This is a genomic window from Pedobacter sp. Leaf250, from assembly GCF_920984735.1.
In the GTDB taxonomy this organism is placed as follows: Bacteria; Bacteroidota; Bacteroidia; order Sphingobacteriales; family Sphingobacteriaceae; genus Pedobacter.
Genome location: NZ_CAKLBU010000013.1, coordinates 156,376 through 168,398 on the forward strand (window position 1 = coordinate 156,376; position 12,023 = coordinate 168,398).

The window sequence follows — 12,023 nt, forward strand, 5'->3', positions numbered from 1 at the left end:
TTTCTATATTTAACACGTAAATACCATTCTATTCATTTAGAATGGTATTTTTGTTTTCAACATGAGCGACACTAAAAAAACTTCCCTTACAAAAGCTATAGGACAAAAGAGTACAACTTTAGAGGCAGAAATGTCTTTTTTTGATCACCTCGACGTTCTTCGTAAACATTTAATCAGAGCCGTAATCGCCATTGCCGTTTTTACAGGTATCGCTTTTTACTTTAACGAATTTATTCTAGATAAGATTATTTTTGGGCCTAAAAAGCCAGATTTTTGGACTTATCGCATGATGTGCAAATTGGTTGAGAAATTTCCATCGCTAGGTGCTGATATGTGCATCACGAAAATCAATGGAGAGATCATCAATACTGAAATGGCCGGTCAGTTTAATCTTCAACTAAATGTTTGTGTAATGTGTGGCATTGTAGTAGGTTTCCCATATCTACTTTGGGAAATTTGGCGCTTCATTAAACCTGCTTTGCATGAAAATGAGCGTAAATCTGCAAGTGGCTTCGTGTTTTTTGCCTCAATGCTTTTTATTGTCGGTATTTTATTCGGTTACTTCATTGTGTGCCCGCTTTCAGTTAACTTTTTAACAGGTTATACGGTAAGTGAAGAAATTAAAAATACATTCACAGTCGATTCATATTTATCATCGGTTGCCACTTTAACCTTAGGAACTGGTATCATTTTCGAACTTCCGGTAATTATTTTCATCTTATCAAAACTTGGATTAATGACGCCGAAATTAATGAGATCGAGCAGAAGATATGCAGCTGTAATCATTTTAATTATTGCCGCAATTGTAACGCCAACACCAGATATTATGACGATGTTGATCGTTGCTACACCATTGTTCCTGCTTTATGAATTAAGTATTTTCGTTTCTGCTTTTATCGAAAGAAAGAAGAAAAAAGATGAAGCTGCGTTCTTCGCTAACTAACAAAAACATTACGAATAGATTTTAGAATTCTATATAAATTTGGACATGTCTGAAACTAGAATAAAAATAGCGATTGGTGGAGATCACGCTGGTTTTGAATATAAAGAAGTGCTAAAAGATTTTCTCGCAGATTATGAGATAAAAGATTTTGGTACGTATTCATTAGATTCTGTTGATTACCCTGATTTTGCTCATCCTGTAGCTTCAGCAGTGGAAACTGGTGAATATGCATTTGGTATTTTACTTTGCGGATCAGCAAATGGTGTAGCCATTACCGCTAATAAACATGCAGGTATTCGTGCAGGTTTATGTTGGGAGAATGAAGTAGCATCTTTGGTAAGAAAACATAATAATGCAAATGTTTTATGTATTCCCGCTCGATTTGTTTCAGAAGAATTGGCAAAAGAAATTACCACTACTTTTTTAAATACTGAATTTGAAGGTGGTCGCCATCAAAACAGAGTTGATAAAATTTCGTGTTAACCTATATCAAACTAACTAACTTACCCATAATGAATAAAAAATTTTTAACCCTAGGCTTGGCGTCGATACTGAGTGTTGGCTGCTTTGCTCAAGTTAAACCGCTCGCACCGAATAAAGATGCAATTAGGTTTAGCAAAGCTATTAATCCTGAAAACGCATTTAAACATCTTTCTATTTTAGCGTCTGATGAATATGAAGGTCGTGAAACAGGTAAAAAAGGTGCCTGGATGGCAGCAGATTACATTCGCGATTATTTTAAATCACTTGGATTAAAAGGCCCGGTTGATGGTGGTTACTTCCAAAAAATTGATTTAGCTACTTATGCCATTAGCGAAAGTATGTTAACCATTAACGGACAACCAAAGCAAGCTTACAAAGATTACCTTATTACAAGCAATGCTGTAGGTTTAAATGGTTTTACATTCAGCGCTGATGATATTGTTTTTGCAGGTTATGGAATCTCAAAAGATGGTTTTAATGAATATGATGGCCTAAATGTAGAAGGCAAGGTTGTTCTGATTTTTGCAGCCGGAGATCCGACAGTTAAAACTGGTGACAAGCCAGATAGACGTGCGGCGATGATGGCGAGACAAAAAAAGATGAATTACCTGGCTCAAAATAAAGCAAAAGCTGTTATTTTAATTGATCCAGCTGTTGATAATATTTCTCCTGAGCGTAAGGCATCATTAGAAGCTGGACAGGTGGTTATGAGAACAGAAGAAGTGGTGGAGCGCATGAAAAAACAGAATCCATTTACAGTAATCAGTGTATCTACAGCCACAGCAAATGAAATTTTAAAAGCCGCCAATACTTCGGTAGAAGCTTTTGAGAAGAAAGTTGCTGAATCTTCGAAACCAGCTTCTCAAACCATTAACGTTGCCATTTCTGCTAGTGCAATGAAAAAAGGCACTGATGTTCGTGGAGAAAACGTTTTAGGCTTTTTGGAAGGAACAGATCCAAAATTAAAAAAAGAGGTTTTGGTTTTAACAGGTCACTACGATCATATTGGCATTACTCCAGAAGTTGAAGGACCGGATAAAATTAACAATGGTGCAGATGATGATGGATCAGGAACAACAGGTGTTCTTTTGATGGCCAAAGCATTTACTGATGCGAAAAAAGCAGGAAAAGGATCAAAACGAAGCATTCTTTTTATGACGGTTGTAGGTGAGGAAAAAGGTCTGTGGGGTTCTGATTGGTATTCGCAACATCCGGTTTTTCCGGTTGAAAATACAATCGCAAACTTAAATACAGATATGATCGGGCGTATTGGCGAAGAATATTTAGGTAAACCAGATTCTGCCAACTACATTTATTCGGTTGGCTCTAACATGCTAAGTAGCGAATTAGGACAATTAAGTGAGCAAGTGAATGCTACCTATACTAAAATGAAATTGGATTATAAATATGATGATCCTCAAGATACACAACGTATTTACTACCGTTCAGATCATTATAACTTTGCGAAATTGGGCATTCCTATTATCTTTTATTATGATGGAATGTTGGAACAGGATTATCACAGACCAGGCGATGAAGTAAGCAAAATTAACTTCCCTTTATTATCGAAGAGAGCCAAATTAACTTATTTCACGGCATGGGAATTGGCTAACAGAGCTAAACGACCAACTGTAGATAAGGATAGTAAAGGCAATCCAAAAAAATAATAAGATAAAAATATTATGCCTCTCGATTATTCGGGGGGCTTTTTTATGCACATTACTTTTGGTGGCAATAGAAATTCCTATCTTTGAAATATGATGAAAACTGCCGAGGAATTTTTAGAGAAATCTGATGAGAAAGCGTTCGATTTACCGCATCGTAAAACCATAAATTATAATATTGGTAAATACAATACGGCTGTTGAGCGTGGCTTATCAAAATTCGAAAACCTCGAAGCATCCAAGAAAAAAGCCCACGTTATTAAATGGCGTGTCATGGAAAATCTCGATAAGTTCTTGCCTGAATTTGAATCTAATTTTCAGCGCAGAGGTGGAAAAGTGATCTGGGCAAATGATGCCGAAGAAGCGCAACAGGAAATTTTAAAAATCATCAAAAGAAATAACGGCAAAACGGTTATCAAATCTAAATCGATGACTACCGAAGAAATTCATTTGAATGATTTTCTGGAAATTAATCAAATTGAATCTTTAGAAAGTGATTTAGGCGAGTACATTGTTCAATTGCTTGGGCAGGCGCCATATCATATTGTTACGCCGGCGATGCACTTAAGTGCAACGGATATTGCCAAGTTATTTCATGATAAATTCGGGACACCAATTGATGCAACACCGCCGCAGCTGGTTCAAAAAGCTAGAGAATTACTTCGTGATAAATATTTAAATGCTGATATCGGCATTAGCGGAGGTAACTTTTTAATTGCAGATACAGGAAGTATTGCCATAACAGAAAATGAAGGAAATGCCCGATTAAGTACCACTTTCCCTAAAATCCACATTGCCATTGTGGGCATCGAAAAGATTATTCCATCGATGGCTGATTTGGATTTATTTTGGCCTCTGCTGGCATCTCATGGAACCGGACAGAATTTAACAGTTTACAATACCATTTTGAGCGGTCCTCGCCAACCAAATGAAACCGACGGACCAGAGGAAATGTATGTGATCCTTTTGGATAATGGACGTACAAATCTCTTAGCTCAAAAAGACCAGCGACAGGGCTTATACTGCATCCGTTGCGGCGCTTGTTTAAATGCTTGTCCGGTTTATAAAAATATTGGTGGGCATACTTACAACACAACTTACAGCGGGCCAATTGGCTCGGTAATTACGCCGCATTTAAAGGGTATGGAAGAATTTAAACACTTAAGCTATGCTTCTAGCTTGTGCGGAAAATGTTCTGAAGTTTGTCCTGTTAAGATTGATATCCATAAAATGTTGTTGTTGAATCGCAGAGATGCGGCGGTAACTCATGAGAATGGCAAAGTTGAAGAAATGGGTTGGGGAATGTTTAACCGAATGATGCAGAAACGCAAGTGGATGGACTTTTTTGGAGGGAAATTCAAGAACTTTATGCTTAAAACTTTCTTCAAAAAGAGCTGGGGTAAATACCGTGAAATGCCAAAAGTTGCTGATAAATCTTTCGCAAAGCAATTTGAAGAAATGAAAAAAAACAGGGAGTCGTAAACTTCAATTCAACCAACAAAATAACCAAATATGCAATTTAATCGAGGAGACAAAGACGACCAGTTTTTAATGAATCTATATAAAAGATTGCTTTATCCTCGAATGGTTGAGGAAAAAATGTTGAAACTTCTTCGTCAGGGGAGAATTGGTAAATGGTTTTCAGGAATTGGACAGGAGGCGATAGCTGTTGGTTCTGCTTTAGCGATGCAGGGTGATGAATACATCCTGCCAATGCATCGTAATCTTGGTGTTTTTACTTCTCGAGATATTCCCCTAAAAAAGTTGATGGCGCAATGGCAAGGTAAACTTACTGGCTTTACCAAAGGTCGCGACCGTTCCTTTCATTTTGGTACACAAGATTTTAAAATCATCGGAATGATTTCGCATCTCGGTCCGCAAATGGCTTTGGCCGATGGAATTGCTCTGGCCGATGTGTTGGCAAATAAGCAAAAAGCAACATTGGTTTACACGGGCGAAGGCGCAACAAGTGAGGGCGACTTTCACGAAGCAGTAAATGTTGCAGCTGTTTGGAATTTGCCTGTTATTTTTCTCATCGAAAACAATGGCTATGGTTTGTCAACACCAAAATCGGAGCAGTTCAGATGTAAAAATCTGGTAGATAAAGCGATTGGTTACGGTATTGAAGGCAGGCAAATTGATGGAAATAATATTCTTGAAGTTTACGATACCATTCATCAGCTGGCCAGCGAAATTCGTAAAGATCCCCGTCCGATCTTATTGGAGTGCTTAACATTTAGAATGCGTGGGCATGAGGAAGCATCAGGAACCAAATACGTTCCGCAAGAATTATTTGATGAATGGGAGAAGAAAGATCCTTTAAGCAATTACGAATCATATCTGATTGAACAAGGTATTTTAACCTCTGATGTTGTCACCGATATAAAAATTCAAATCAAAAAAGAAATTGAATTAGAAGTGGAAGAAGCTTTTGATGAACCAGAACCTGAAGCAAATTCAATTTATGAAGAGGCGGATATGTATTTCCCTTACGAGCAAAAAATAATTGAACCAAATCAATCTTCTACAGAAAAAAGATATTTAGATGCGATAACTGATGGCTTGGATTTAGCCATGCAAAAATATCCAAACCTGGTTTTAATGGGACAGGATATTGCCGATTATGGCGGGGCTTTCAAAATAACAGATGGCTTTACGGCAAAGTATGGCAAAGAACGAGTTCGCAACACACCTATTTGCGAATCGGCTATTGTTGGCGCTGGCTTGGGATTATCCATAAATGGTTATAAAGCTGTTGTAGAAATGCAGTTTGCCGATTTCGTTACGGTTGGTTTTAACCAGATTGTAAATAATTTAGCTAAAACGCACTATCGCTGGGGCGAAAAAGCCGATGTTGTGGTGCGGATGCCTACAGGTGCGGGAACTGGCGCAGGTCCTTTTCATTCACAAAGTAACGAGGCATGGTTTACCAAAACACCTGGCTTGAAAGTGGTTTATCCAGCTTTTCCTGAAGATGCGAAAGGTTTGCTTCTGGCCGCAATTGAAGATCCAAATCCTGTGCTATATTTTGAACATAAATATTTGTACCGAAGTTTATCTGCGCCCATTCCAGATGGATATTATACAACTGAAATTGGTAAAGCGAATACATTGACCGATGGCAATAAATTCGCCATCATCACTTATGGTTTAGGCGTTCATTGGGCGTTAGATTACATCAAAAATAATCCACACTGTGATGCAGCTCTAATTGATTTAAGAACATTGCAGCCTTGGGATAAAGAAACAGTTGCAGCAGCTGTGAAATCTACAGGTAGAGCTTTAATCTTGCATGAAGATACATTAACCAATGGTTTTGGTGCAGAAATCTCAGCGTGGATTGGCGAACATTGTTTTCAATATTTAGATGCACCCGTATTGCGCTGCGCCAGTTTGGATACAGCAATCCCGATGAATAAAGTATTAGAAGATGATTTTTTAGCGAAAGCAAGGCTGTCAGAAACGATTGATAAATTATTGAAATACTAAGTTATTTTGCCACGGAAGCACTGAAATCACGGAAGTTATAGTTTTAATTCCGTGTCAATCCGTGTTTCCGTGGCTAATTCATATAAAACAAAATGAGCAATTTTAAAGTCCAGGGAAACATAGTTGATATCACAAAGCGAAATATTTTCTTTGGTGAAATAGAAGTGGAAGGTGGAAAAATAAAATCCATCAATAGAATTTCTGATGCTAAAAGTGATGCTCATTTTATTCTCCCAGGCTTTATCGATAGCCATGTTCATATAGAAAGCAGCATGCTGATTCCCAGTGAATTTGCAAGGTTAGCGGTAACTCATGGTACGGTTTCTACCATCAGCGACCCACATGAAATTGCTAATGTTTGCGGCATGGAAGGTGTTGAATTCATGATTGAAAATGGCAATACCGTTCCTTTTAAATTCAATTTTGGTGCGCCAAGTTGCGTGCCTGCTACGATTTTTGAAACCGCAGGTGCTGAATTAAATCATGATGATGTAAAAGCACTTTTAGAACGCCCTGAAATAAAATATCTTAGTGAAATGATGAATTTTCCTGGTGTACTTAGTAAAGATGAGGAAGTTTTAAAAAAGATAGCTGCTGCACATGAGTTGGGGAAACCAGTCGATGGTCATGCACCTGGTTTACGCGGCGATGCTGTTCAGCAATATATCGATGCAGGGATTTCAACCGACCACGAATGTTTCACTGCAGAGGAGGCTTTAGATAAATTGCAACGAGGAATGAAAATCTTAATCCGTGAAGGAAGTGCGGCTAAAAATTTTGATGCCCTTATTGATTTGCTAAACGACTGGCCTGAAATGATGATGTTTTGCAGTGATGATAAACATCCTGATAGCTTAGTCGAAAGTCATATTAATGAACTTTGCGCTAGGGCAGTTGCAAAAGGTATCAATGTTTTTAATGTTCTTCAGGCAGCTTGTATCAATCCGATTCTTCATTACAAATTAGATGTCGGCCAATTACAGATTGGTGATTTTGCCGATTTTATCATGATTGAAGACTTGATAAATTTCAAGGTTAAACAAACTTATATTGATGGGGTTTTGCTTGCCGAAAATGGTCAAATGATTGGCGATTGGGTTAAACACTCAAAGGATAAAGAGTCTGTTAATCATTTTAATTGCAGTTTAAAAAAGGTAGAAGATTTTTTTTATCCATTTCAAAATCAAAAGGAAATTCCAGTTATTGAAGCGCTAGACGGACAATTGATCACCAACAAACTTATTGCAAAACCTAAGGTTTTAAACGGAAATATCATCAGCGATTCAGAAAACGATGTATTAAAAATGGTTGTAGTTAACCGCTACCAAGATGCGCCAATTGCAGTTTCTTTTGTTAAAAATTTTGGCCTAAAGCAAGGCGCAATTGCATCAAGTGTGGCACACGATAGTCATAACATTATAGCTGTTGGTGTTGATGACAAAAGTATATGCGATGCGGTAAATTTAGTTATCCAAGAAACCGGTGGTGTAGTTGCTTTGGGCAATGGCAATGAAAAAGTTTTGCCGCTGCCTGTAGCTGGTTTAATGAGTAACCATAATGGCTATGAAGTTGCTGAACGTTACACTTCAATCGACAAGTTTGCTAAAGATTTAGGTTCAACTTTAGTTGCTCCTTTTATGACGCTTTCTTTTATGGCCCTATTGGTTATTCCACGCTTAAAATTGAGTGATAAAGGTTTGTTTGATGGCGATAATTTTGAGTTTATTTAATATGATTGTCATTGCGAGGCACGAAGCAATCTTAATGCTTTGAGTGTTATAGCGAACGTTGCAGGATTGTTTCATTTCTTGCAATGACGACAGTTTTATCTACTCCACTACAAAAACCTCAGCCAGCGGGTTAAAAAGATAAATCCGCTTATCATCTAAACAAACACAACGATAGCGTTTTCTAATGCGTTCGCCTTTGGTAAAGCGGCGGCCATCTTTAATTTTGAAAATGGTATTTACGGGTAGTTGTTCCAGGTGTAAAGTTTCAACTTTGTGAGAATCATATTTCTTTAAAGCTCTGGATAAATGTAAGTCAGAACAGCTTGATGCCGCTGGATTCGACATGTAATTATCGATTGCCTTATGAATGTCAGCTGGAAAAATTTTCATATCAAAAAATGGCACCATCATTCTTTGGAAGTTCTTTTTCCATTCTAAACCATGTGGTTTTACTTTGTTTTTAAAATCGTTCCAGGTTAACAAATGTGCAAATTCATGAACGGTTGTAACCAGAAAAGCGTAGTTATTCAAATTGAAATTTACAGAAATTCTATGGCCTTTATCGCGGTAAGGATGGCGGTAATCGCCGAGTTTGGTAGAACGGGTTTTAGCGATTTTAAACTCGCACTGAAAATAATCTATCCACTTTGCAATTAGCGGCGCTGCCTCAGCAGGCATGTATTGTGCTAATAAATCAACTTTCTCCACAAATGCGAAGATAAGGAATTAGTAAAATATTTTAACTACATGGTCATAAGAATTACAAAGAGAAAACAGATTGATTTAGCCACAGAGTACACATGTTTTTTATACACATAGTCTACCAGCTCGTCATTGCTAGGTACGAAGCAATCCTAATGCGGTCGCTGTAAAACTCATAATAGTAAGATTGCTTCGTACCTCGCAATGACGACCGTTTAAATGATTAATAAACACTACTCCTCCGATGGAAACATCGACGCCAGCACCAGTTTAATCTCGCCAAAAGAATAATCTTTACCTAAAAACTCCCGAATCGTAGCCATCGATTTTGTTTTCTGGCTTTCTACTGCGTCTGCTATATTTCTAATTTTATTAGGTTTCACCAATTTAGAAACATCAATTTGCTGGGTAGAAACATAGTAAGCTAAATGCCCCTCAATAGTACCCACAGAAAAACCACGTTCCTTTGCAACTTCATCAATCGTTTTTCCTTGCTCGTAAAGCTCAAAACTGATAAGTTTCGTATCAACTTTTGGTTCTTTCTTTTTCTTCTCAACAGCCGATTTCACTTTCAAAACCTGTCCTTTCAGCTGAATGGCTTTTTGCAATTGTTCGTTCCGTTCCGATTCATTTAACAGTGCATCAGTATCAGCTTTGCTAAATTCTTTCCCATCGATTATGGCAAGTAATAGGGCTTTACTTTTATGCATTTTTTTCAGCTGCTCGTAAACCAAAATTTCTAATTCCAGCAACTCGGTTAAATAAGTTTTTATCCCTTTTTCTTCCTTTACATGTTCGATATGAGCTAAAAATTTATCAGAAACGCCTTTTAGTAGTGGATTAAAATATTTTAATGCCGCCTCTACCCGTTTAGAAACATTAAAAAAAGTATGTTCCGTTTGCACAGCAAAAAGTCCTTTTAGTTGGTTGATAAAAGTATCGGCAGTCGCCGTAATTTTTTGAAAGTCAGCATACAATTCCATTGTCCAGTCGTCATAGTGCTGCTTGGTCGATTTATCACTTTTATCAAAAGTTTGAAGATGCTCTTTAATGTAATACCTGATTAAATTCAAATCGAAGGCCGCCAATAAATAAGTTCTGATAAAATCGTAACTCTCTATACTAATTTGCTCGGTTAAAACTTCAGCAGGTTGTTTTGTGCTGGAAAAGTAATGGATGTTTTGGTCTTGTTGCAAACCACTTTCACGTAAGTGCGAAGTTAAAACCAAACCTTTTAGCGAACGTAAACGCGAAAGTGCTACGTAAGCCTGACCAGGTGCAAAGGCATCGCCAACATCAATAATGGCCTTATCAAAAGTTAATCCCTGACTTTTATGCACCGTAATGGACCAAGCCAATTTTATCGGATATTGCACAAATGAGCCAGCAACATTTTCAGCAATTTCGTTGGTTGCTTCGTTCAGTTTGTACTTTACGTTTTCCCAGGTATATGGCGAAACCGAAATCACGGTGCGTTCTTCTGGCAATTCGATTTCGATAACATCCTTTTCTATATGATGCACAACGCCTATTTTGCCATTGTAATAACGTTTTTCGGCAGTCATATCATTCTTAATAAACATCACTTGCGCACCCACTTTCAGCTCTAAACTTTTCTCATTCGGATAAGCATACTCATTAAATTCGCCTGTAACTTTTGCATCAAAAAAGTAAGATTTGGTTTTCAACTGCGTCAATCTTTCGCGGTTAATACTATCAGCTTTGTTGTTATGCGTAGTTAAAGTGATGTAATTTTCATCCGAGGCAGGTTTAAAATCCTGCTTAAAATGCTGGCGAAGTAAAGCAGTATCTTGTGGTGTAATTTTGTTATTCCTCAGGTTGTTTAATAAATCAATAAACACGGCATCATCCTGACGATAAATTTTATCTAACTCAATATAAATTGGCTGATTATTTTGCAGAGCCAAAGCATCAAAGAAATAAATGCTCTTGTAAAAACCTGCCATAACCCGCCATTCATCGTTTTTTACCACAGGCGGCAACTGATGCAAATCGCCAATAAATAGCAGCTGAACCCCACCAAATGGAACATTTCTATTCCTGCGGATGTATCGCAACGCGAAGTCGATTGCATCGAGCATATCGGCCCGTAACATACTCACTTCATCAATAACTAACAGTTCCAATTCCTGCAACATTCTGCGCTTATTTCCTTGCATATTCATGTGTTTCACAATGGTTCGCGGGGTGTTGAAGTTAAACGTGATGTTCTGATTCATGATATTCCCTGCCGCATCTGGAAAAAATGCACCAAATGGCAACTGAAAAAGCGAGTGAATAGTTACTCCCGAAGCGTTGATTGCCGCAATTCCGGTGGGTGCACAAATCATCGCTTTTTTATGCGTTAGTTTGATCAGTTTACGCAAAAAAGTAGTTTTTCCAGTCCCTGCTTTCCCGGTTAAAAAAACGTGTTTCGAAGTGTAATTGATAAACTTGGCAGCAATTTCTGCAGCCATAGAAGTTTCCTCTATTTGTGGCATCGGCAATAAGATTTTAGGTTGCTTTAGTTCGGTGGGATTATTAAAGCTAACAATTTTAGTACAAAAATAAGTATGATTTTTAGTTTTCGGCTAATAAATTTCAGTGGGCGAGGTTATATGATTGGAAATGAATGCTCAGTTTTTCATCGGGAATAGCAGCCCCGCTGTGCGCTTTATCCGATGAAATATCGGGATGCTCGCTGCCATCAGGTTTATTTAACAAAGGGTTGTCGCTTTTGGCATAAAACCACCTCAAAAAATACAGCCGCTTTAATACATATTCCAGTGTTTAAAAATTAAAATATAAGAATGCAAGTTTTTAAACGATGGGTTTTAAAACTATCCTAAGAATTACTCGGGAAGTTATCTAAACCCTAAGGGACAGCAGCGGAAATACTCCTATGATTAATATTAGTCATTTAGCATAGAAAAGGCCAAAGCTTTCCTTTAGAGCAGCAGACATTTATTATCTGCCGTTCTTCCGGACATTTCTTTCTCATTACAAATATAA

General features: G+C 37.7%; 8 protein-coding genes. 6 read left to right on the forward strand and 2 right to left on the reverse strand.

What is annotated here, in order from left to right; all coding sequences use genetic code 11:
* Positions 1–61 precede the first annotated feature (61 nt).
* The 6 genes from tatC to ade all read left to right on the forward strand — a co-directional run bounded on the left by tatC (position 62) and on the right by ade (position 8,309).
* Positions 62–943, forward strand: a complete 882-nt coding sequence (gene tatC / locus LUA91_RS13470; RefSeq protein WP_231426571.1) for a twin-arginine translocase subunit TatC — start codon at positions 62–64, stop codon at positions 941–943.
* 45 nt (positions 944–988) lie between these two features.
* Positions 989–1,426: a ribose 5-phosphate isomerase B gene (rpiB, locus tag LUA91_RS13475; RefSeq protein WP_231426572.1), complete on the forward strand. Its 438-nt coding sequence runs from the start codon at positions 989–991 to the stop codon at positions 1,424–1,426.
* 29 nt (positions 1,427–1,455) lie between these two features.
* On the forward strand, positions 1,456–3,093 hold the full coding sequence (locus LUA91_RS13480) for a M28 family peptidase (protein WP_231426573.1): 1,638 nt from the start codon (positions 1,456–1,458) through the stop codon (positions 3,091–3,093).
* A 90-nt stretch (positions 3,094–3,183) separates the two neighbouring features.
* On the forward strand, positions 3,184–4,572 hold the full coding sequence (locus LUA91_RS13485; RefSeq protein WP_231426574.1) for a LutB/LldF family L-lactate oxidation iron-sulfur protein: 1,389 nt from the start codon (positions 3,184–3,186) through the stop codon (positions 4,570–4,572).
* A 30-nt stretch (positions 4,573–4,602) separates the two neighbouring features.
* A complete protein-coding gene (locus tag LUA91_RS13490) occupies positions 4,603–6,579 on the forward strand; it encodes a thiamine pyrophosphate-dependent enzyme (RefSeq protein WP_231426575.1) in 1,977 nt (658 codons plus the stop codon).
* Between the two features lie 92 nt (positions 6,580–6,671).
* Entirely contained in the window at positions 6,672–8,309 is a 1,638-nt protein-coding gene (gene ade, locus LUA91_RS13495; RefSeq protein ID WP_231426576.1) for an adenine deaminase, read from the forward strand.
* Positions 8,310–8,408: 99 nt separating this feature from the next.
* Here ade and LUA91_RS13500 read toward each other — a convergent pair whose 3' ends face one another.
* Complete coding sequence (locus LUA91_RS13500) at positions 8,409–9,017, reverse strand: SprT-like domain-containing protein (RefSeq protein ID WP_231426577.1); 609 nt, start codon at positions 9,015–9,017, stop codon at positions 8,409–8,411.
* A gap of 227 nt (positions 9,018–9,244) precedes the next feature.
* Positions 9,245–11,512, reverse strand: coding sequence for a helix-turn-helix domain-containing protein (locus LUA91_RS20700; protein WP_304622637.1), 2,268 nt, complete (start codon positions 11,510–11,512; stop codon positions 9,245–9,247).
* Positions 11,513–12,023: the final 511 nt, after the last annotated feature.

Excerpts from the sequence above, each read along its gene's own strand:
- tatC (WP_231426571.1), top strand. The coding sequence starts at position 62 with ATGAGCGACACTAAAAAAACTTCCCTTACAAAAGCTATAGGACAAAAG.
- rpiB (WP_231426572.1), top strand. The coding sequence starts at position 989 with ATGTCTGAAACTAGAATAAAAATAGCGATTGGTGGAGATCACGCTGGT.
- LUA91_RS13480 (WP_231426573.1), top strand. The coding sequence starts at position 1,456 with ATGAATAAAAAATTTTTAACCCTAGGCTTGGCGTCGATACTGAGTGTT.
- LUA91_RS13485 (WP_231426574.1), top strand. The coding sequence starts at position 3,184 with ATGATGAAAACTGCCGAGGAATTTTTAGAGAAATCTGATGAGAAAGCG.
- LUA91_RS13490 (WP_231426575.1), top strand. The coding sequence starts at position 4,603 with ATGCAATTTAATCGAGGAGACAAAGACGACCAGTTTTTAATGAATCTA.
- ade (WP_231426576.1), top strand. The coding sequence starts at position 6,672 with ATGAGCAATTTTAAAGTCCAGGGAAACATAGTTGATATCACAAAGCGA.
- LUA91_RS20700 (WP_304622637.1), bottom strand. The coding sequence starts at position 11,512 with ATGCCACAAATAGAGGAAACTTCTATGGCTGCAGAAATTGCTGCCAAG.